We start from the raw sequence: 19,413 nt of genomic DNA, 5'->3' as shown, positions 1-19,413 counted from the left end.
GGTTGATTGAAGCCTTGAAGTTCATGGACAGCCAATCACTTGTGATGTTTCAGCTGGAAGATAATAAGGGTCAGAACTCTTCCAAGGGCGCGTGCGCAAACAATATCAGAGAGCGGCATTGGGCTTGTATTCCTGGTATGCATGTCCGAGAATCCCATTAACCATGCCCGCGCCGCGTAAAACGTGGGTGAGGGCTCGCATGCCCCAATAGGGTGAAATCAAGATCGAGGGTAGCATGAAGAGCCCAAGCATAACTCTCGAGGCGCCATAGGCGCCGCGATAGATCCGGCGCTTGAGGTTGCCATGCAGGACCTCGCTGACTGCGAAGGTATTGCCGAGCCGGTATTGTCTTTGCAATACCCATTTCCAGGTCATCCGGCTAGCCGGAACGATATCATGGACAAGCGCCTTGTCAGCCCAGAAGACCTGCATGCCACGGCGGATGGCTTGGTTGAAGAAAAGGTAATCCGTGCCCCCGGTGAAGCGCATCTTCTCTTCAAAACGCAGATTCCATGAGCGGATCAGAGGATAGTCGAACATGACGTTGTTCGATGCCGCATAAGAAATGGATTGACCGTCCTTGTTCTTCTTGCGCTCGAACACCCGTGCCTTGATGAAATATTCCGGCGGGTTTTCGGGATAGACCGGTTGGACTGGGCCATAGACGCAATCGGCGCGGGTTTTCTCCCGTGTCTCCAGCATCGCATCCAGCCAGCCGTCGACCGGCCATTCGTCATCGTCGAGAAAGCAGAAGAGGTCGGTGCCTGGAGGTGCCGAATCCAGTGCGCGATTGCGTGCAAAGGGTATGCCCTGGTTTTGTTCGATGACGTAGATCAGGTCGTAGGCACCTGTCTGGCCAAAGCTCTCTACCGTAGCTCTTGCGCTGCCGGCCGCATCATTATCCACGATCACCATGGTGAGATCATAGGGGCGGGCCGGGTGCCTGACCTGGCGCGTCATGACGTCAAGCAACTTGGCGATCCCGTCGAGGCGCCGATAGGTCAGCACACCGACGGCGATCTTCAACGGTACGGCGCTTGCTTCCGTGCCCACGGATGAATGCGGAAAAGTCTCCTGCTGATTCATGACTGTCCTTTCCGCAGCATATTTCCCAAACGCTTACGCGCCGCCATCAAGGCCACTTCGGTCGCGGCAGCATCGCCGAACGGACCGCCGGCCACCGTATTGCGAGCTTCGCCCCGCAGCTTCAGCAACGATGTCGTTTCGGCAATTCCGCCGGCCACCAGGCTCTTGCCGAGTGCCTGCAGCCCCTCATAGCGGCGTGCCAGTTCCAGCCCAGTCGCGATCATGATCCGCGGGCGCAGTGTCTTTGCCCTGCTTGTGCCGGTGTAGCGGTTCGACTCATGAATGCGCTGAAACGTCAGCGGTGTTTCGACGATCGCGCCGCGGCCGAGAAAGGCAGCGGCAAACTTGATATAATTGTCGCTGAGCACGACGTCTGTCGCGACGGACATCGGCAGTATCTGGGACAGCAGATTGCGGCGGAAGCTCAGGCCCGATGTCGGAACCGGAAGCGAGGGAAAGCCACCCCTGCGAAGCGTGTCCCGCTTGTCGAACTGTGTCACTTGCAGCTCTGCAGGAGGCTGGTCGCTTTCCTCGGTCGTCACCCGGTCGAAGCACCAGTCGATCTCGTTGCGATCGTAGATCTCGGCGATACGAGCGAGCTTGCCCGGCAAAAATGCATCATCGGCATCGAGGAGAAAGAGGATATCGCCGCTTGCGGCCGCAAAACCCGCATTGAAGCTCGAGGCCTGGCCACCATTTTCCTTCAATACCGTCAGGATCTGTTCCCCGTAGGAGGCAAGGATCTCACGGGAATCGTCCGTCGATCCGTCGTCGACCACCACCACTTCGAAGTCGGGATAGGCCTGCGACAAAACGCTGTCGATGCATGGACGCAAAAAGCGACCATAATTGAAATTGTTGACGAGCACCGAGAGTTTCAAATTACTGCCTCCTGGGCCAATCGATCACCGCGCGAGCGTCTGGGGCGCATATCGGCGAATTCCAGCACGATATCCACGCATGTAGTAATATTTCCAGATAGCCCAGAAACGCTTCTTCGATTGCGGCAAGAGATAGAGCATGGCTGCCCGAAATGCCCACTGCGCGCTTTCGATCCAGATCGGTAGCGGAACTCCGCTCAGCCTCACCCCTGCAGGCACCTCGTCGGGAAAAAGCGCCGGCATGCCATAGCCAAGCCGTTCGCCTCGTTTCTGCACCCAATCCTCGGTGACACTTGATGCCGGTATCCAGTGATGAACCACGGCCTCTGCGCATCGATAGGATTTGGCGCCATTTGCGGCCAGACGAATGATGATTTCCGCATCTTCGCCCATGGCAAATATCTTTCCTGGAAGAGGGCCGATATCTTCCCGGTAGCGGACGCTTGTTCCGAGCAACTCTCGCCGAATGATCGTGTTCGGACCCCAGACTTTCGTCGGGTCACACGGTCCGCTTTGCGTTTCATCGACGATCGCAAACGTGGATCCCATGGGAATCCAATCGATAAAGCGGCCCTTCGGCTCCTTTTCCCAATCGGGGACGATTCTGCCTCCGAACACACCATAACCCGGATGGGCGATGGCGCAGTCGACGATCGCCTGCAGCCAGTTGGGTTCCGCGCGGATGTCGTCGTCCGTAAAGACAATGAGATCGCCCTTGACCCGATCCAAAGCAAAATTCAGCGCGCCGGATTTTCCGGGCTTGCGCTGCTGCAGGATGGTGATGGGAAGCTTCTCGCTGTACGATTTCAAAAGATCAAACGTATCGTCATTGCTATTGTTGTCGACAGCAATCAATTCCCATCGATCATGGGGAAGCTCCTGGCGCACCAAGGAATCCAAAGTATGGCGCAGCCGGCGGCTGGCGCCATTGTAGGATGAAAAGAGCACGCTGACCAATAGATCCGACATCAGTTACCAACCCTCTTGGTGAAGTCGAAAGAGAAAAGCTTCATATTTTGACTGCCTGTGCGATGTTCGAACGAGATCGGCTGTTACGCGGGGTTCGACCGTGTCTTGCCGAAAAACTCGCGCCTGTGACCCTCGCCGACCACCCTCAGCTTACGAAGATTGCGCAACCACCGCCGCGGTTTGGTAAGCACGCCGCGGTTCAGGAAATACTGTCGCAGCAGGCTCGGTGCCTGGCTATGCGATCCGCCATGAGCGACCCGATAGACCGCCCCGCGAAAGGGAAGCTGCGTGAGCGGTGCTCCCCGTTGCGCAAGAATATCCGCTATGCGGACGTGGCTGCCCAGCATCGACTTGATCCAGTCGAGCGAAGCATCTTCAAACCGGGTCGGCAGTTGGTAGAGATCGGCGCGAATAATCAACGAGGTACCGCAAAGATGACTGAAGTCGTCGTGGCCAAACAGGAAACTACCGCCATCGTCCCAGATATAACCATGGTCGATCGTCCATCCGTTGGCGTTTCGATTCTCGGACACGTGTTGAACGATCCGAGAGCTGACAAAATCGTCGTCATCGACAATCATGAAGAAGCGACTGTCGGTGGCGGTCAACATGCCACTTAGAACGCGACGGCCTTTGTCTGCCCGGAAGGCATCAAGGAAGTCTTCCTTGCTGCCCTTTCCAAGCTCATGCAGGTCGTTCGGCGGAAAGGTGACACGCACGGCAGAGAATTTCTCCGGCAGGTCTGGCAGATCGGCGCCTTCGTTGGCCACGATGATGCCACGCCAGTCCCCATTGGTCTGGTTGGAAATTGAGGCCACGGTCTGGGTCAGATTTGCCTTCAGCCTGCTCCAGTCGCGGGCATTGTCCTGATGTCTAACCGGGATAATGAAGGTGACAAGGGTCATCGGATTACCTCCTGATCCTGCAAGCGCGCAGCGTCTCAGTCATCCGCGAGCTCCTTGCCCGGCCTGGTGACGCGCCCATTCGATTCCATCTTCAAGCGACGTTGCCTTGTAAGAAAGGTCCGTCCCGCCGGAGAAGGCATTCATGAAGCGGCGGATCTTTCCGTAGCTGTTGTCCAATACGGCATGCGGCCGACCAAGCAGCAGCGAGCAAATATGAACGTGCAGGCGATCGGTGACGATGGCGCGGGCGCGTGAAATCTGGCTGATGCCGCGCTCGAAGCGGTTGTGCGCCGCCGCGTCCAGCTTGCGCAATGCCACTTCGCTCGGCTTCAGTGCCAGGAAAGCCGAAGCTGCCCCCAATTTCTTGGCGATATCAACCTTGCGTTTCGACTCGGTGATCCAGTCCTCCACAGGAATATCAGAAGGGATCTTGCGATCGGTGCCGCCAACCCGTTCCGCATCCTCTCGCAGCATGGCGAGGACGGAAATCTGCGTTGCCCTGTCCGGCAGCGGCCCGATGGCGAAGGCCATGTCGGGGCATAGCCGTACGGTGCAGTCGAAGTGCTTCTCGGAAAATTCCTTCGATTCTTCGTCGCGCACGAGCAGCACGAAATTCTTATGACGCGCGATTGCGCGTGCAGATTGCTCGATGCGCTCAGGTGAACTGTAGTGAATAGACTGCGGAAACTGGACGATCTGCCGATCCGGGAAACGCTCCATGATGGCTTCGCGGAAATCCTGGTGGGAAACCCAGATGTCGCCGAAATTGCCGCCACCATGAATGAAAATCGGACCGGTCGGCACGCGCTTTTTCAGCTCGTCTGCGGAGAAGTCCGTCGTTCTCGAAACATAGTCCGGGCGTTTGCCGAAGCGATCCTTCAGATAGGCCATTTCGCCCAGCCAGATTGCGGAGTCGCCGCAATTGCGGATGTCGGGAAAATCGAGGATCGCAAGCGGTTCATCGCGTGAGACATAGTCTTTCAGGCAATCGTGGATCATACCATTAAGTTTTGCGATCAGCTCCGTTCTGGATTGGCTGGTCATTCTGCCTCGCTTGTTGATGTTCGTTTAGCTTTTAGGCCGACTTGGGTACGGCCATACGTTTGGCTTTTGACAGGAACTTGACAAAGATACGCTGAACTTCGGTTTCCGGGCCATTTGGCTTCTTCATCGCGAGCCAAAGGACAAAGCTGGAACCGAGATAGAGAATGCCGCCGGTGACGACGAGGATGGCCAGGTGGAGTGCCAGCGCCAGCTTGTCGGTAGGGGTGTTCAGAAGATGCGACAATCCCCAGACGCCGGCAGCCATCAAGGCAACGCTGGCAAGCGCGCGGAAGTTTGCCGCGAGCTGCTGGAAGAATGGCAGATTGATCAAGCGCTTGACCAGAAGCATGTTGACTACGGTGGAAATCAGACCCGTCAACACGCGGGCATAAACGACGCCCGGAAGCCCGGCCATCATCAGACCGGCGATGATGATGGGCACGCGGACCACCAGCATCTGCGTGTCGCGGATGAACAGCATCTTGGTATGGCCCTTTGCCATGCCCAGCGGTTGGACGAGCGAACCGAGGGTCTGCAGAGCGAAGACCGATGCGAGTGCCTGTACGATGAAGATGGCGGGAACCCACTTTTCCCCCAAGGCAAGCCGCATCATCGGATCAGCTACGACTGCCATCCCGATTCCGGCCGGAAGCGCCACCGCCGCCAGAAGCGCCTGTGCACGCTGATAGGCGGCGACAAGCCGGACCGGGTCGTTGCGGACTTTCGAAAAGCCCGGGTAAATCGTCTGGTTCAACGGCGCCGTCGCCTCGCGCGTCGGCAGAGTCGAAAGGGTGTTGCCGACGGTATAATGGCCGAGCTGCGTGGCGCCCAGCATCTTGCCAATTAACAGATACTCGACCCGCCAGTTCAGGGTGTTGACGATCTGTCCGGCCGTCAGCCAGAGCGAGAACGAAAACAATTCTCGTGCATGCCGGAAGGTCACCCGTGGCCAGAATGGCAAGACGGTGTAGGAAACGATGATATTGGTAATCTGATAGGCGAGGGTACCAAGAACGAGAGCCCAGTAGCTCTGGTAGATGGCAGCGATTGCCACCGTCACGACAAAGCCAACCAGCTTTTGCGACACGTTGAGAACGAATTCTTGCCAGAAGATCAGATCACGCTGGAGCATGACGCGACGCGGATTGGCGAGACCACTCAGGAGCAAGCTGAAACTCAAAGCAAGCATGACGCTTGTCAGCCGGGGCTCGTTATAAAATTCGGCTATTGGATAGGCACTGGCGGCAAACAGCAACGCCAAGATCGCACTTCTTGTGACGCTCAACGTCCAAACCGCACTGAAATGAACCTCGCTCGGCGCCTCGTGACGAATGAGCGCCTGGTTGAGTGAGAGTTCGGTGACGGAGCTCAAGATGACCTGGATCGTCGTTGCAATGGCAACGAGACCGAAGTCGGCCGGTGCGAGGTACCAGGCGAGAACGAAGGTGCTGAGCGCCGAGAGCCCGTTGACGATGGCGCGGGATAGGCTCAGCCACATGCTGCCTTGAATCAGTCGATCGGTAACACTGCTCATGGTCGAACGGCTCCGCACGTCAAGGATACTGACCGTCTAAGCGGGCCGAGCGCCCATCCAAAGTGCTTGCCCCCCTTGCGGGAGGAGGGAGTGTTGGTGGAGTTTGAAAGGATCATGCCTTATCGCCTCGTCATGAATCCGGTTTGCATCATCACAGGACGCTTGCCGTTTTCTTGGAAAAATCCTGCTTCAGCCGATCCAGCTCCAGCAGCATTCTGTTGTGCGCATTTATCATGGACTCGTCGGAACTCAGCTGTCCTGGTTTCTCCGCCACCCGCTGCAGCGTCTTGACCGTCGACCCGAAGACATAATTGCCAGTGAGCTGACGGATGCGGCGGTGGCGGAACGTTATGTTCTTCAAAAGGTAGGTGTTTTTCCGTACCAGTGACGCTCCTGCTTCGACGAGGTTTGACGGGCCAATCGCGTCGAAGTCGATCTCGAGATCAAGCGCACTTGCCCAATCGTACCATTTGGCTCGATTCCCCGGCGCGATCGGCCGGATAGCCCGCCAGGGAACGCGCAGCGCGTCTGAGATGATGCAGCCATGCATCGCCTCGGACACCACTTTATGCGATGCGCTGATTTCGGTCAGAACCTTTTCCACCGGCCAGCGCGGATCGATATAGTGAATGCCTGCGAGTTCGCAGGCCTTATCCCAGCTGCCGTACATGGCGCTTTCGTAATGCGGCATGAAGGAGACCGGATAACGCTTCTCGATGCTTTTCGCATCCCAGCAGCTGCGCGTGAGGATGCCCGAATCGCCGATGGCGTAGCTCGGATCGATGCCGAGGATTTCGGCTGTCTTCTTTCCGCGCACGAAATAAAACGTCCAGTTGCGATCGACTTTCGGCGGGTTGGTGTAGCCGCCATAACCCGAGCCAAAGACAATCTTTTGCATGTTCGGGTCGAAATTGTCGTAGAGGATCGAGCCGATGCCGAGAAAGAGCTGACCTTCGTCGTCATCGAAGAAGACGGGCAGCAGACGCTCCCAGAGCCAATGGTTCAGTTCGTCGCCAAAATTCTCGTGTTTCCCCCGGTAGGCAAACATCTTCATCGTGCTTCTCCAGTCGGCAAGTGCGTCACGATCTGCGAGACCGTCTCGTCTTCGCGTGCCATGCGTCCGTAACGCGAAATGATCTTGATGTCGCTGCGGATTATCTTTGCCGGATTGCCCGCGACGAGCGAGCGCGGCGGCACGCTCTTGGTCACCACCGAGCCCGAGCCGATGACGCATTCGTCGCCGATCTCGACGCCGGGCAGAATGATGCTGCGGGCGCCGATAAAGCAGCGCTTGCCGATCCTCGTGTGAAGATAGAGCCCGCGCGTGAGATCGTGGGTCAGAATCGCCGCCTCAAAGGCGACGTAAGTTTCCGCGCCGATATGCAATCCCTTCGGGTTGGTCTTGTCGAAACGCACGCTCAAGGAAAAGCTGGCCGTCGGATCGATGTCCATTCCCCAGAATTTCGTATAGTAGAGCCACTTGGCCTTCACAAATCCGTTCCGCAGTGGCCGAAATACATTCAGTCCCCACTTCGGCTTTTTTCCTGTCTGCACCATCAAGTCCGACCCCGGCTGGAAAATTCGTCTAGCACGGAACTGTAATAGTCCTCGAGCGTCCCCGTCTGACGACGTAAGTCGAAGCGTTCGGCCACCAGAAGCGGTGCCCGCGCGCTAAAGGCTGTCCACAGAGCCTGGTCGTTGAGCAGTCTTCCGACCGCCTCCGCCATTCCTGCGACATCCCGCTCCTCCACGAGATAACCAGTTTTCCCCTCTTCGATCGCTTCGCCGACGCCTCCCGAGCGAAATGCGACGACCGGAGTACCGACGGCTTCCGCCTCGAGATTTGCGAGGCCGAAAGCTTCGGCGTGACCATTGTCGAGGGTCACGCTTCCATGGAGATAAAGCTCCGCACTGGCGAGCAGATCTCTTATCTCAGTCTGCGACAGATTTTCATGGATCGTGACGCTTGGCAAGGAACGACGCGCCAGTGCTTCGATTTCCTCCTTCAAGGGACCCTGGCCGACCATGACGAATTCGACCGGAGTGCCGGCGGCGGCCACACGTGAAAGCGCATCGATCATGAAACGATGGCCCTTATAGTCGACGAAGCGGGCAATTGAAACCACGCGCCCTTTTTTTCGTGGACGAGGCTCCATTTTGAAGAGATCGAGATCGATGCCGATATGATGGCGATAGACGCGTTCGGCCGGAAAGCCGAGTGCCAGCAGCCGATCTCGGATGAAATCGGAAACGGCGATGTTCCAACTGTTCCAGCCGGCCATCTCGTTCCGGCCCTTGGCGAAGAAGCGCACCTGATTGAAGCCGCCCGGCTTTTTCGGGTCGCCGCGATAGGTGGCGTCGAAGCCGTGGAAGGTCGTGATCAGCGGCTTGCCGGCGGCCCGGGCCAACGGGCCGATGACATACCCGTTCTTGCCAAAATGGGCGTGAACGAGATCGGCTTTGCCGATCGCAGGAAAGAGGAAGGGAAGGCCGATCTGCGGGATTTTCAGTAGCAGTTCACCGGCCCGCGCAATGGGAGACCGACGGATGTCATGAACCGGAACAGTGGATTTTTTTGTATGCGCCGAAGAAATTCGCGAGCCGGCAAGAATTTCAGCTTCGAAAGAACGAAACGCTACCGCCTGGTTGAGAACAAATGCCTGGCTGGCAGGCAAAAATTTTTCCACATAAATAACGGCTTTTTTCATGAATCTGTTTGCGTCTCCGTTGTCTTGTGCATCACATCGCCTCTATTGCCCGCCGGATACCGTCGATCGCACTTCTTGGCGCATTATTTTCGTCGTAAAGATTAACGCGCTTCGTGCAAGCCGCGGCGGGATCGGCCGCTTTCTCATCGTGCTCGCCGTATTTTTCCGACATGCCCCATACTGTCACGCCTTTCAAGTCGCCATGTTCGGCCGCCACGGTGATCACGTCACTGAAAATATCGGCGTAGGATGCCGGCGTGAAGGCTTTGTCGCGGTTCAGGAAGTGGCAGGACGCGTCCAGTTCGGTGATGAAAACGCCGACACCCATGTCCTTCAGCGCCGCGCAGAAGCGCCCCATTCCTTCCGGATCGATCCGGTCGAGTCCGGGGCGGAAATGCGCCTGCAGACCCACCGCATTGATCGGCGTTTTTTTGGCGACGAGATCCTCGACGATTTTCAGGATACGCGCGCGCTTCTGTTCGAACACGTCGGATTTTTTCTCCAGATGCGTTTCGTTGAGCACCAGCGTCGCGCCGGGATTGGCCTGGTGCGCCATGTCGAAACTCATACGGATATAATCGTCGCCAAGAAGGCGTCGGAAAACACAATCCCGCAGATCCGGTGCATCATACTCCAACGGTTCGTTTACCACATCCCATGCATCGATTGAGTTCTTATAGCGAGTGACAACCTGTTTTATATGACGGTTCATGGCCGCCTGAATGGTCTTTGCGTCGTTGATGTCAGACACCCAGCCCGGGACGCGATACCAGATCAGCGTATGGCCATAAACCCTCATGTTGTTTTTGCGCGCAAATGCAACCATGCGGTCGGCGCTGCCGAAGCTGAAAACACCCGGTCTCTTTTCCGTCGAATTCCACTTCAACTCGTTTCGCGGCGTTATTGAATTGACGTTGTCGATGTAGATCTCGGCAGCGGTTGGATCGTTGATGTTTTGCAGGTCGATTGCCGATCCGAATCGGAACGACTTCCTGTCGGCAAGGACGCGCAGCCCTGCGGAGGCAGGCACCTGCGCGAGGGCCTGGCCCGCACGGACATACAACAGGGCGAGCGGAACCGAGGCGAGGAAACGTCTTCTATTCATTCTATCTCTCACTGTTAGCTTTTTTCATGTCCGCGGTGGAATTTGAAAGGCCGGGCTCGTCGGCACCGATCCATCACGGGGCCTCGCGTTCAATTCAGCAGAGTAATACAACCTCAAATATACTTTCCCGGCAGGGGATATTGTTCGCGTCTGCTAGACTTTTCAGCATATTCCAAGATATAAACCGCTCGGGGAGGGCGCTCGTGATGGAAGATTGGTCCAGCTATCTGATGAGCTATTTTCACATGGCATTTCAAAATGCCGTTTTTTTTATGGCGGCCGTTCGAAACGGTCTGTCTGTTCTCGATGACTGGCAGTTCGCAGTCCTTGTTCTCGGCATTATCGGCATCATTTTTTTCCCGTTCGCAGCGCTGGTCAGAATGTCGTGGCGGTTGCGCCGATCGGAGGTCGTCATTCGCTCGCTGAACGAAGACCTTGCGCAAGTCACGCAGGACCTCAATGTCGAGCGTGTCTGGCGTCTGGCGGGTGGGGACTGTACCGAACGGCCGAGTGCGGACAGTTTGAAAGAGCTCTACAAGATAATGGCCAGACATCACGACGATGCCAGTCACATGGCGTGATCAGCCGACGCGTGGCATGAAGCCGAAGAACCTAATGCCGATGTTCCTGACTTTCAGCCGGAGCCTGGGTATGGGGAGGCTTGGAGACTGATTCCGGTTGTGGGCTGTCGGTCTCGACTGCGGGATCCGGCAACGGCAGCCATCTTCTGCCGGAAAAATAATTTCTGGTTCTTTTCTGAGGTCCTGAAGTTGCATCCAGCGAGAGCGTGAAGTTGTAATTCCCGGGATTGAGAACCTCGCGGCTGAAGCTGATACCGGCTCCGAAGCCGTCTTCCTTGATGTCCTTCAGATTCGTGATCGCGTTCAGGGTTTCGTGAAAATCGAGCCATTGCGGCTGGCGCAGCATGATTTCGAAAATTCGCAGAATGCCGGGATCGAGCTGGCCATTTTCATCGGTCTCGGGATTGATGATTTTCACGCGCATATTGTTGATCGTGCCGGCGGCGTCGCCGCGAACGATGACGAAGATAGAGCTCGAGAGCTGATCCTTCTCGCGCTTGCCGCTCCGCTCGAAAAAGCATTCGAACGTATCGGCGTTGAAGCTCGCCGCCGCCCAATCGCTGGTTTCGATGCCGGCATTGCGCAACGCCGCACACATTGCGGCGCCGGATATCCGCCATGTCCGCAGGAAAGTCGACGCGGTCTCTACCACGGGCGGTTCGATGACATGCAATGGAAGCGTGAAGGTGGCCGGTGGTGTCGGGCGGGGAAGGGCTTTGGGGGGAGGCGGTGTGACCTCCTGGGGAAAGAGATCGAAGCCAAAATAATGGCTGACCGTCTTTAAGTGTTTCATGTTGTTGGAAAGCAGCACCGTTCCCATGATCAGCGAGAGGGAAATCGTCAGCAGCAACCAGAAGACCACGGGAATCCGCGGTTTTCCCACAGGCTGTTTCGCATATGCGGACGACGAATTATCGGGCAAGCTTGTCTTCTCCGGCGCGAGAAGGGTTTCGATCGGGCTGTCTAAATCCAGCAGTATACATTTATCCGTTAAATATCTTTGGCTTCTTGTCGGCAATTGGGCACCTTTGTGCCTCGCCATCAGGCAGGGGCTACAGATCTCGGCGCCGCCGCCGTAACACCATTTCAATCGGCAATCTCCAATGTAACTGCGGGAAATCGCAATGGCAGATAGCGGATGATCTTGCCATTCGGCCTATGAATCGTCCGCTTTTGCATAGATTTTGTTCGCTCTCATTATGGATTCCGTTGAATTTTCTAGGGTATTCCTTGGTATTATTAGGTAAAATGCCAAACTATATTATTATGTATCATGTTTATAAATAACATTCACGCAAAAGTTTTATTTTGCATTATAAAACTATAGATTATATTCTGACTATCCTTGTGATTTGGCGGATTTCAATCAAATTTTCGACGTATTCTTCGATATGGTTGCCGCGCAATCGCCCAGGGGAGGAACATGTCCGTCGAGCTAGACGCAACCACCTATGTTCACGCCAAACCAACAACCGCGCACGCCTATATCTTGCCCGCGGTGGTCGACGTGCTGGAGAGCCATTTCGACGGTTCTCTCGAGAACGACGTCTTTGATTTGGGATGCGGTACCGGCGGGGCGGCGGCGGCTCTTGCGGGAAAAGGATATTATGTCGTCGGCGTCGATCCTTCCAGCGATGGCATCGCCAAGGCCAATGTCAATTATCCCGAATTGCCGTTGAATGTCGGCTCGGCCTATGACGACCTTTCCAGGGAATACGGCACCTTCAATGCTGTCATCAGCCTGGAAGTCGTCGAACATGTCTACGATCCGAAGGCTTTCACCTCGACGATGTACGATCTCGTCAAGCCGGGCGGCATCGCCGTGATGTCGACGCCTTATCACGGTTATCTGAAGAACCTGGCCCTGGCTGCGATGGGGAAAATGGACGATCATTTCATGCCGTTGAAGGATCATGGGCATATCAAGTTTTGGTCAAAAGACACGCTGAGCACGCTGCTGCTGGATGCCGGCTTCGACAATGTTCATTTTGAATATGTCGGAAGGATTCCCGTTTTCGCCAAGTCGATGATTGCCGTTGCGCGAAAGCCTCTTAGAGATGGCGTCGGAGCGACACTGATTTGGGAGGGCATTCGTGCGCTGCGACGGGTGCGATAGAGCACGATGCGCATCCGCGCCAGATGGTGCTGGCTACGATAATCCACAGGTTGTTTTTACTGTGTGTGCTGCTGAAAAAATTCCTTACGAAATATTTACTTTTAGTTGCATTCTTGCTTAAACTCTCCATTATACAGCCGGGCGTGCTGATAAAGCGGGAGACTTATTCACATGAAGGCTAAATCGCCGAATTCGATTGACGTTTATGTTGGCAACCGCGTGCGCGTTCGGCGAAAGACGCTCGGGATGACCCAGAACGGCTTGGCCGAACTTCTGGGCATTACCTTCCAGCAGATCCAGAAATACGAAAAGGGAACGAATAGAATAGGCGCCAGCCGTCTTCAGCGCATATCCGAGATTCTTCGCGTGCCCATCGGCTTTTTCTTCGAGAACGGCGGCGCCGGACCGATCGACGGCGCGACGAATGAATTGAACAGCTTTTTGTCCTCGAAGGAGGGGTTGGCGCTCAACAAGGCATTCATCGCCATCGAAGACCCGAATATCAGGCAAAAGCTGGTGGCGTTGGCCAAAAGCCTGGCAGTCACGGGATTGTCTGACAGCGACAATGAGTTGCAAGATTCGGTTGTGAACAGCTGAGGATGGATCGTGCTTCATCTGCAGACATTTGGCGATCTGCGGTTGATCGAGACGAATGGCGACCAGGTTCGCTATCCGATCAAGGGCCTGTTGATGATGGCCCATCTCTATGCCGGCGCGAGCCATGAGCTCAGCCGGTACGAATTGGCCCAGTTTCTGTGGAATGATGTCGAACCAGAGCTGGCGCGGCTCAATCTGCGCAAACTGCTTTCCCGCATCCGCGAGACAGACGGCGGGCGCGCCGAATTGCCCTTCGATTTCACCGCCACCACGGTTCGTCTCAACACGCAGGCAGTTTCCAGCGATCTGGATATTTTTCGCGCCGGCGGTTCGCCGCTGGAGCGGCTGAACGCAATCGCCGAATTAACCCAGCGCGGGTTCATCGGAAATATCAAACCAGCGACAAAGCTGATAGACGCCTGGATCAGGGCCCAACGGGACGCTCAGGCGCTGCAGTTGCGGCAGGCACTGCTGGACGCGTTGCCGGATGCGCAAAAGCCCGGCGCTACGCGCTCCATTTCCGGCGCCGCTCTGCAGATCCTCGAACGGGATCCGAATGACGAGCAGGTCAGAGCCTTACTGCACCGGCTATCCGGCGGTTCGTCCCTCAGCGAAAGATTGCCGAACGATGACGGCCATGCCAGGGTACAGGTGAAGCGTTCCGAGGCCGGCGGTGAGGCAACTGCCGACATCGAACGCATGTCGCCAGCGCCGCTGATCCTGCCTCGACTGGTGCTGCTTCCCCCGACATCGAAACATGCCGATGCCGGGCTTGCGCTTGCCAATGCCCTGATCGAAGACGTCACGATCGAACTCTGCGCGCTCAGAAACATTTCCATCGTAGCGCCCCATACGGCCGGCCAGATCCGCCGCGATTCCGAGAAGGCTGCTGTGGTCGCCCGTCACTCGATCGCCTATCTTCTGGATACACGGCTTTCCGAAGAGGGATTGTTCGCCCAGCTGGTTTATTTTCCCACGGACGAGATCATCTGGGCCAATCGCTTTACGATGACGCCCGATATATTGCCGCGTCAGAGACGGCTGATTGCGCAGCAGTTGACTATGTCGGTGGCCCGCGAGCTGGCTGAAAACGAGGAAGAGCGCTTACGCTTCGAAGCCAATCCTGAGGCCTATCACGCCTATCTGGTCGGCTCGAGCCTGATGAGCAAATTGACATTGCCGCATATCCGCCGGGCACGAAAAGCTTTCAAGCAGTCGCTGTCGCACAAGGCGGATTTCTCTCCGTCATTTACCGGGCTGGCGAGAACCTTCACCAGCGAGTGGCTCGTGACGGCGCAGGGTAACAATGAGCTGCTGCATCTGGCGGAGCAGAACGCGCTTCGGGCCATCGAGCGGGATCCGGCCTCGGCGGCGGGCCATCGCGAGCTTGGCGTCACCAAACTCTATCTCGGCGATGTCGATGCCAGTGTCGCCGCACTTGATCTGGCGGAACAACTCAGCCCGCATTTTGCCGATGTCATCTACAGCCATGCCGACACGCTCGTGCATGCATCCCGCCCTGGCGACGCGCTCGCCAAGATCAGAAGAGCGATTTCGCTCAATCCGATCGCGCCTGACGCCTACCTCTGGTGCGCTGCGGGAGCGAGCTTCTTCCTGGAACAGTACGAGGAGGCCATCGCCTATGTCGAGGCGATGAAAGACAAGGCGCCGGCCCATCGCATCGCCGCGGCCAGTTGCGCAATGATCGGCGATCGAAAACGGGCGCTTTTCCATCGGCAACGAGCCGAAAGCATCAACCCGGTCTTCGACGTCGAGAAGTGGCTCACCATCGTTCCCTTCAAGGAAGATTGGCAAAAAGAGCTTTATCGGGAGGGCCTGCTGAAGGCCGGTTTTTAACAATAGCTGAGGGGCGTTACATGGCAAAAGCTGTTATTATAGGAATACCTGGTGAGGCGGGTCTCTGGCTTGCCGATCTCGACGCGGGTACGGTCAAGCCTCTCAATCCGACGGGGGAATTGGCGACTGCAAACGGCCTGCGCAAGGCCGGCGGCACTTTCGTCAAGGGCGTCGACCTCGCCGTTGCGGTTTCGTCGGCGCAGGTTGCCCTTTCCGGTCACGTCGACGGCTGAGCCGGCATTCTGACGCGCCGGTCCATATATTCCGACAGGATCATGTCGCCGCGGGAAACCCTTTCCCGCGTCGAACCTCTTTTGGCCGGGTTCGGCATTACCAGGGTTGCGCGACATACCGGACTGGACGACATCGGCATCCCCGTCTGGTGCGCATACGCTCCGAATTCCCGCTCGATCGTGATTGCCCAGGGAAAGGGCCTGACCGATCTCGATGCCAAAGTCTCCACTGTCATGGAAGCCCTCGAACGGGCGGTTGCCGGCGAACCCTCCGTCGATCTCGTCCGCGGCACCTCTTCCCGTCTGCAGGAAATGGGGCACAAGACCGACACGCTGAACTGCCTCACCGCTCTTCATAAACCCGATCTCGGACCGGACGAGGAGACGGAATGGGTTGCCGGCGTCGATATCCTCACCGGCGGCGAGGTCTATATCCCCCTTGAAGCGGTGGTGCTCGACCGCACACGTGACGCGCGATACTGGATGTCGTCGGACGGCCTGGCATCGGGAAACAATGTCGAGGAGGCGATCTTCCACGGCGTCCTGGAGCGTATCGAACGTGACGCCCATGTGCTGTGGCAGGTGGGCGCGGAACCGGATCGTTATGCCGGCTGCGTCGATCCCCGCGGCTTTAAGGACGGCGCCCTGGACGGGCTGATCGACAAGATCGAAACATCGGGATTGGCGCTCAGGCTCTTCGATATCACCAGCGACATCGCGATCCCCTGTTTCACCGCCATGCTGGGCCCTGGAGATCCGATTCTGGGCCACCGGGATATTCGCCTCGTCGAGGTAACCGGCGGAACCGGCGCTCATCCGTCTCCCGTGCGCGCGGCCATTCGGGCGGTGACGGAAGCCGTGCAATCCCGGCTGACCTATATCAGTGGAGCCAGGGACGATATTTCTCCCGCAACTTTCTCACGATCGTTGCCGCCGCTGATGCGGCGGGCCTTCGATGCGGTTGCCGCACCGCCCGCTGCCGCCATCGGCAATGCCGGGGCGGCAGGACTTCGGCAACAAAATCTGGCGCACTTGCTGCAGCATGTGCTCGATGCGCTCAGAAACAGGCGGATCGCTTCGGTGATCGCCGTGCGCCTCAGCGAGGACACGCTTCCCTTCAGCGTCGTCAAGATTGTCATCCCCGAGCTCGAAAATCCGGAGGGGGAGCGCGCCCGGCGGTTTGGAACGAGGGCGCTTGCCAGGGCAATAGGGTTTTGAAGATCATTTTCGCAGGTCCCAGTCTTCCCGATGCGGCGTCGCTTGCCGGCGAGGGGATACGCATCCTGCCGCCTGCCACGCAAGGCGATGTCCTGGCTGCTGTGGAACAGGGCGCCAATGTCATCGGCCTGATTGACGGCGGCTTCGAATATGCCGCACCGGTCTGGCACAAGGAAATTCTCTATGCTCTTTCGCTGGGCGTCGCGGTTTTCGGGGCGGCAAGCATGGGCGCGTTGCGCGCTGCGGAATGCCATCCGTTCGGCATGATCGGGATCGGCCGCATTTTCGAAGATTATCGCACCGGCCGGCTGGTCGACGATGCCGCCGTCGCACTCACGCACGCGCCGAGCGCGCTGGGCAGCAAAGCGCTGACGGTACCGCTCGTCAATGTCAGCGCAACGCTCGATGTGATGGTGGATCGCGGGCTGCTGCCAAGTGGGGTGCGCCAGGAGCTCGAAGATGCCGCAAGCGCGATCTTCTTCAAGAAGCGGTCATGGCGATCGATCGTCGAGCAATGTGGAGGGCTGGCCGAGCGCGATCGTACGGATCTGCTCGCGGTACTACTGTCGAATGCCATCGATCAAAAACGCATCGATGCCTTGGCGTTGCTGAAAGCCGTGCAGGACGCCCGTGACATTCGCTCGAGTGCCGATCTGCCCTGGAAACTGCACGAAACCTCATTCCTGACGCGCCCTGCATTGTGAACCGAAGCCGGCAATAGTCACCGAGGGTTGTGTCACGCTTTTTTCACGGGCTGGATCACCTCCACACGCGTATCATTTCTTCAATTCATTGGAGAAATGGGGCATGGGCGTGACATCGGTTTTCAAGATAGATGCAGACCAAGGGGCGGAAGACGGTCTGGAAGAGCTCGTCGCGTTGGCGCGAATGATCGCCTATGCGCGACAGGTCGCTCAGGATGTCAAACTGCCGTTCGCGACGAACTGCCTCGACCTTGCGCTCGAGGCCGTGAAGCAGGAGGTGGGGGAGGGGTTGACCAGGGAACTGGCTGAATTGAGCTCTCCAGTTCCGCAAGTGAGTGTGAGAAGTCATTAGTACGGCGCGTCCGATCGGACACGCCGAGAACGCTCCACCACTTCAAACCCGCGATAACCCCGAAAATCAGCTTCGATTTTCGGGGTTATGCGTGTGGTTGCGCGCAGCCAAGCAGTCGTCAATCGAACGGAGCCGTTTATTTCAATCGCCGTGAGGCAACGCGCTGAAACGGACGCCCGGTAAGGGCCTATGGTTCGGCGTTTCGTGTCAATTGTAGGTTAGGGAAGCCCGGCTCGTTTCCGGCCGCTGGCGCTTTATTCAGAAGCTGTTCGACATCCATCTCACGGATGGTTTCGAGCGAGGGGCAAGCGGCTTCACTGACGTTGCCTCCGGGCAGGGAGGCGCCGCGATTTCGCACTCAATGTCTTCTGCACGACCAGCCTTTCGACGACCGACCCTTCATCTTAATGGGTCAGGTTGCGCTTCTGTGCCAGCAACAGAATGTAGTCGTCGGCGATGTCTGCGATGGCCATTGCGACTTCCGCCGGATCGCATCCCTCGACCTTCGTATTTGCAATGAACTGATAGACCGCCTTCTCGATCTGCTTCCGGCAGATCATCACGCGCTCATCGTAACCAAATTCCGGAATCTGCGATGCTATATCACTCATCAGGTCGGCTCCCTCACTACTTACAGTGACCATGACACAAATTATAAGTTGAGCAAGCAAATGCTTTATGAAGGGTTAATTCGTTGGCGAGGTGCGACCATTTCGACACAGGTCGGGGTGTGAAACAGGCTATTGGCGTGTTGAATCAGGACTGACCAACTTCGCCCAAGCGTATCGGTTGTTTCGTATCGGGAGGCTCGCCAAAGGGGATAGGTATGTCCTGCGCCGCGGGTTGTGGGTCATATTTCCATTGGCGAGTGCAGGCTTATATGCCGACCTTTGAAATGACAGGCCGAATGCTGTTGGCTGAATCGATCGGTACAGGTCGCGTGGAGTTGGAAAATATCTTTATTTATCAATATATTACCTTTTTGTTCGGCAGTCTTGAATTGCATCGTCAGCTTTTTCCCGCGCAATCATCCCGAGATTGTTGGGCTACGGCTGGGACAACCTCACCAATGATGAAGGCAGTTGCCGGGTCGTTGAGAGCCCCGGGGCGGGAAGTGGCTGTCGGTAGATCTTCTGTTCCCGCGTCGAAGGTAATGCCGATGCTTTTGAAACTTTAGGCACAATAAGTTTGTATCGGTAACTGACTTTAGAAAGTAAAATTTTATCAAAAGGTAAAATTATTAATTACAGATAATGGTTGTATTTAAAAATCAATTATAAGATGACTAAGGAGTTTCATCCCGATAATCATAAGGGTTATTATGCTTCCGTGTGGCATCGATACTTATGATGTTTTACCGGATGATAATCTCGACTTTATGACAATCTTTCTGTCTCTGCAATTCATTGCGGATCCGAAAACACCCCCGAGATGAATTGAAGCGCCGGTCGAAATATTGACAAAAAAGAACCCGAGCTTTGACCTTCACTTGCCGATGATGGGGGATTTTCTGATCAAGCCGA

21 protein-coding genes are annotated in these 19,413 nt (G+C 56.6%); 9 read left to right on the top strand and 12 right to left on the bottom strand.

What is annotated here, in order from left to right; genetic code table 11:
- Positions 1–105: 105 nt before the first annotated feature.
- The 10 genes from AC244Q_RS16890 to AC244Q_RS16845 form a co-directional block, all read right to left on the bottom strand.
- Positions 106–1,086 carry a glycosyltransferase family A protein gene (locus AC244Q_RS16890; protein ID WP_113546078.1) on the bottom strand — a complete coding sequence of 327 codons (981 nt, stop codon included), beginning with the start codon at positions 1,084–1,086 and terminating at the stop codon, positions 106–108.
- The gene (locus AC244Q_RS16885) at positions 1,083–1,967 is read right to left on the bottom strand and encodes a glycosyltransferase family 2 protein (protein WP_113546077.1); all 885 of its coding nucleotides are present in this window, start codon (positions 1,965–1,967) and stop codon (positions 1,083–1,085) included. Before AC244Q_RS16885 ends, AC244Q_RS16890 begins: the two co-directional genes overlap by 4 nt.
- A 24-nt stretch (positions 1,968–1,991) precedes the next feature.
- Positions 1,992–2,936: a glycosyltransferase family 2 protein gene (locus AC244Q_RS16880; protein WP_113546076.1), complete on the bottom strand. Its 945-nt coding sequence runs from the start codon at positions 2,934–2,936 to the stop codon at positions 1,992–1,994.
- 83 nt (positions 2,937–3,019) lie between these two features.
- On the bottom strand, positions 3,020–3,841 hold the full coding sequence (locus AC244Q_RS16875; protein ID WP_012758608.1) for a hypothetical protein: 822 nt from the start codon (positions 3,839–3,841) through the stop codon (positions 3,020–3,022).
- Between the two features lie 39 nt (positions 3,842–3,880).
- Positions 3,881–4,885 (bottom strand): polysaccharide pyruvyl transferase family protein, encoded by a 1,005-nt coding sequence (locus tag AC244Q_RS16870; RefSeq protein ID WP_113546075.1) that lies wholly within the window; start codon positions 4,883–4,885, stop codon positions 3,881–3,883.
- Between the two features lie 31 nt (positions 4,886–4,916).
- Positions 4,917–6,419 carry a lipopolysaccharide biosynthesis protein gene (locus tag AC244Q_RS16865; RefSeq protein ID WP_003561854.1) on the bottom strand — a complete coding sequence of 501 codons (1,503 nt, stop codon included), beginning with the start codon at positions 6,417–6,419 and terminating at the stop codon, positions 4,917–4,919.
- Between the two features lie 151 nt (positions 6,420–6,570).
- Positions 6,571–7,473 carry an exopolysaccharide glucosyl ketal-pyruvate-transferase gene (pssM, locus tag AC244Q_RS16860; protein ID WP_113546074.1) on the bottom strand — a complete coding sequence of 301 codons (903 nt, stop codon included), beginning with the start codon at positions 7,471–7,473 and terminating at the stop codon, positions 6,571–6,573.
- Positions 7,470–7,976: an acyltransferase gene (locus AC244Q_RS16855; RefSeq protein ID WP_003561851.1), complete on the bottom strand. Its 507-nt coding sequence runs from the start codon at positions 7,974–7,976 to the stop codon at positions 7,470–7,472. Before AC244Q_RS16855 ends, pssM begins: the two co-directional genes overlap by 4 nt.
- Complete coding sequence (locus tag AC244Q_RS16850) at positions 7,976–9,127, bottom strand: glycosyltransferase (protein ID WP_012758605.1); 1,152 nt, start codon at positions 9,125–9,127, stop codon at positions 7,976–7,978. Before AC244Q_RS16850 ends, AC244Q_RS16855 begins: the two co-directional genes overlap by 1 nt.
- Before the next feature lie 31 nt (positions 9,128–9,158).
- Complete coding sequence (locus tag AC244Q_RS16845; protein WP_128406831.1) at positions 9,159–10,232, bottom strand: endo-1,4-beta-xylanase; 1,074 nt, start codon at positions 10,230–10,232, stop codon at positions 9,159–9,161.
- 206 nt (positions 10,233–10,438) lie between these two features.
- On the opposite strand from AC244Q_RS16845, the gene AC244Q_RS16840 reads away from it, so the two are divergent.
- Entirely contained in the window at positions 10,439–10,813 is a 375-nt protein-coding gene (locus AC244Q_RS16840; RefSeq protein WP_012758603.1) for a hypothetical protein, read from the top strand.
- Between the two features lie 31 nt (positions 10,814–10,844).
- On the opposite strand, the gene AC244Q_RS16835 is transcribed toward AC244Q_RS16840, so the two are convergent.
- A complete protein-coding gene (locus AC244Q_RS16835) occupies positions 10,845–11,735 on the bottom strand; it encodes a DUF6030 family protein (RefSeq protein ID WP_017994918.1) in 891 nt (296 codons plus the stop codon).
- Positions 11,736–12,236: 501 nt separating this feature from the next.
- Here AC244Q_RS16835 and AC244Q_RS16830 point away from each other — a divergent pair.
- From AC244Q_RS16830 to AC244Q_RS16800, 7 genes are all read left to right on the top strand, one after another.
- Positions 12,237–12,929, top strand: coding sequence for a class I SAM-dependent methyltransferase (locus AC244Q_RS16830; protein WP_128406830.1), 693 nt, complete (start codon positions 12,237–12,239; stop codon positions 12,927–12,929).
- A gap of 171 nt (positions 12,930–13,100) precedes the next feature.
- On the top strand, positions 13,101–13,526 hold the full coding sequence (locus AC244Q_RS16825; RefSeq protein WP_012758600.1) for a helix-turn-helix domain-containing protein: 426 nt from the start codon (positions 13,101–13,103) through the stop codon (positions 13,524–13,526).
- A gap of 9 nt (positions 13,527–13,535) precedes the next feature.
- On the top strand, positions 13,536–15,383 hold the full coding sequence (locus AC244Q_RS16820) for an SARP family transcriptional regulator (protein WP_012758599.1): 1,848 nt from the start codon (positions 13,536–13,538) through the stop codon (positions 15,381–15,383).
- 20 nt (positions 15,384–15,403) lie between these two features.
- Positions 15,404–15,616 carry a hypothetical protein gene (locus tag AC244Q_RS16815; RefSeq protein ID WP_003561841.1) on the top strand — a complete coding sequence of 71 codons (213 nt, stop codon included), beginning with the start codon at positions 15,404–15,406 and terminating at the stop codon, positions 15,614–15,616.
- A 42-nt stretch (positions 15,617–15,658) separates the two neighbouring features.
- On the top strand, positions 15,659–16,834 hold the full coding sequence (locus AC244Q_RS16810; RefSeq protein WP_113546070.1) for a YcaO-like family protein: 1,176 nt from the start codon (positions 15,659–15,661) through the stop codon (positions 16,832–16,834).
- A complete protein-coding gene (locus AC244Q_RS16805) occupies positions 16,831–17,538 on the top strand; it encodes a TfuA-like protein (protein ID WP_017994914.1) in 708 nt (235 codons plus the stop codon). Before AC244Q_RS16810 ends, AC244Q_RS16805 begins: the two co-directional genes overlap by 4 nt.
- A gap of 103 nt (positions 17,539–17,641) precedes the next feature.
- Positions 17,642–17,890, top strand: coding sequence for a hypothetical protein (locus tag AC244Q_RS16800; RefSeq protein ID WP_017994913.1), 249 nt, complete (start codon positions 17,642–17,644; stop codon positions 17,888–17,890).
- A gap of 404 nt (positions 17,891–18,294) precedes the next feature.
- On the opposite strand, the gene AC244Q_RS16795 is transcribed toward AC244Q_RS16800, so the two are convergent.
- A complete protein-coding gene (locus AC244Q_RS16795) occupies positions 18,295–18,501 on the bottom strand; it encodes a hypothetical protein (protein ID WP_003542083.1) in 207 nt (68 codons plus the stop codon).
- Between the two features lie 269 nt (positions 18,502–18,770).
- Between AC244Q_RS16795 and AC244Q_RS16790 the strand changes: the two genes are divergently transcribed.
- Positions 18,771–19,067, top strand: a complete 297-nt coding sequence (locus tag AC244Q_RS16790) for a hypothetical protein (RefSeq protein WP_128406829.1) — start codon at positions 18,771–18,773, stop codon at positions 19,065–19,067.
- Positions 19,068–19,413: the final 346 nt, after the last annotated feature.

The organism is Rhizobium sp. CB2179, from assembly GCF_057653455.1.
This window is presented reverse-complemented; position numbering and strand designations above follow the sequence as displayed.

What these genes read in the sequence shown, in the direction of transcription:
- AC244Q_RS16800 (WP_017994913.1), top strand. Translation starts at nt 17,642, where the DNA reads ATGGGCGTGACATCGGTTTTCAAGATAGATGCAGACCAAGGGGCGGAA.
- AC244Q_RS16815 (WP_003561841.1), top strand. Translation starts at nt 15,404, where the DNA reads ATGGCAAAAGCTGTTATTATAGGAATACCTGGTGAGGCGGGTCTCTGG.
- AC244Q_RS16845 (WP_128406831.1), bottom strand. Translation starts at nt 10,232, where the DNA reads ATGAATAGAAGACGTTTCCTCGCCTCGGTTCCGCTCGCCCTGTTGTAT.
- AC244Q_RS16810 (WP_113546070.1), top strand. Translation starts at nt 15,659, where the DNA reads ATGTCGCCGCGGGAAACCCTTTCCCGCGTCGAACCTCTTTTGGCCGGG.
- AC244Q_RS16890 (WP_113546078.1), bottom strand. Translation starts at nt 1,086, where the DNA reads ATGAATCAGCAGGAGACTTTTCCGCATTCATCCGTGGGCACGGAAGCA.
- AC244Q_RS16865 (WP_003561854.1), bottom strand. Translation starts at nt 6,419, where the DNA reads ATGAGCAGTGTTACCGATCGACTGATTCAAGGCAGCATGTGGCTGAGC.
- AC244Q_RS16825 (WP_012758600.1), top strand. Translation starts at nt 13,101, where the DNA reads ATGAAGGCTAAATCGCCGAATTCGATTGACGTTTATGTTGGCAACCGC.
- AC244Q_RS16850 (WP_012758605.1), bottom strand. Translation starts at nt 9,127, where the DNA reads ATGAAAAAAGCCGTTATTTATGTGGAAAAATTTTTGCCTGCCAGCCAG.
- pssM (WP_113546074.1), bottom strand. Translation starts at nt 7,473, where the DNA reads ATGAAGATGTTTGCCTACCGGGGGAAACACGAGAATTTTGGCGACGAA.
- AC244Q_RS16795 (WP_003542083.1), bottom strand. Translation starts at nt 18,501, where the DNA reads ATGAGTGATATAGCATCGCAGATTCCGGAATTTGGTTACGATGAGCGC.
- AC244Q_RS16855 (WP_003561851.1), bottom strand. Translation starts at nt 7,976, where the DNA reads ATGGTGCAGACAGGAAAAAAGCCGAAGTGGGGACTGAATGTATTTCGG.
- AC244Q_RS16870 (WP_113546075.1), bottom strand. Translation starts at nt 4,885, where the DNA reads ATGACCAGCCAATCCAGAACGGAGCTGATCGCAAAACTTAATGGTATG.
- AC244Q_RS16790 (WP_128406829.1), top strand. Translation starts at nt 18,771, where the DNA reads ATGCCGACCTTTGAAATGACAGGCCGAATGCTGTTGGCTGAATCGATC.
- AC244Q_RS16830 (WP_128406830.1), top strand. Translation starts at nt 12,237, where the DNA reads ATGTCCGTCGAGCTAGACGCAACCACCTATGTTCACGCCAAACCAACA.
- AC244Q_RS16880 (WP_113546076.1), bottom strand. Translation starts at nt 2,936, where the DNA reads ATGTCGGATCTATTGGTCAGCGTGCTCTTTTCATCCTACAATGGCGCC.
- AC244Q_RS16840 (WP_012758603.1), top strand. Translation starts at nt 10,439, where the DNA reads ATGGAAGATTGGTCCAGCTATCTGATGAGCTATTTTCACATGGCATTT.
- AC244Q_RS16875 (WP_012758608.1), bottom strand. Translation starts at nt 3,841, where the DNA reads ATGACCCTTGTCACCTTCATTATCCCGGTTAGACATCAGGACAATGCC.